Genomic DNA, 639 nt, shown 5'->3' with positions numbered 1-639 from the left:
TTGTAGAACTTGCTTTCCTCCATCACACTCAATCCGCCTTTGGGCAGGTAAAACAGAACGCACATGGACGGATCCACCTGCCAGCAATGGTTGGGATACAGGGTGCGCATGTGGACGTGGGCCTTGCCCTGGGCAAGCATGTCCGGGTGGCACCGGTACCGGCGCATGGCCCGGCTCAGTGTCGTGGTGGATACGTCCGCGTCCGCAAAGCCCGAATCGCGTACGATGTTACGGGCGTCGGTCATGTGCATGATCCGCTTGCCGTTGTCGCGAGTGGCCTTGTGCATCAGGTGGGCTACGACTTTGGCTGTATCCTCGGACACCGATATTTTCCCGGCATCCTTGCGCCGCTTGCGACCGGACTTCCAGCCAACTTGTTTGAGCTTGCGATACACGGTCTGCTCGGAACAATTGAGCAGCTCGGAAACCTGTTTAACCAAGGGTTTCCGTTTGCCGTGCCCGGCTTCATCCAGCCGGTGCGCCAGATCGCGCAAGGTATCTAGTTCGCCGAGGTTCGCAATCATGGCTTACATCCGCGTCCCAGCGATTTCTTCCGCAATCCGGCCTTCTTCTAGATCGGCCTGGGCTGTGTCCCGCATCCAAGCAGGATTGATCATCTCTTCAAAATCAACGGGGATG

General features: G+C 57.7%; 1 protein-coding gene. It reads right to left on the bottom strand.

What is annotated here, in order from left to right; translation table 11 throughout:
• Positions 1-524 (bottom strand): helix-turn-helix domain-containing protein (locus tag GO013_RS16710; RefSeq protein ID WP_163813174.1); only part of this gene is annotated, 524 nt, incomplete at its 3' end.
• Positions 525-639 lie beyond the last annotated feature (115 nt).

The organism is Pseudodesulfovibrio sp. JC047, assembly GCF_010468615.1.
GTDB lineage: Bacteria > Desulfobacterota > Desulfovibrionia > Desulfovibrionales > Desulfovibrionaceae > Pseudodesulfovibrio.
The sequence above is the reverse complement of the archived record's forward strand: the minus strand, read 5'-3'. Positions and strand labels throughout refer to the sequence as shown.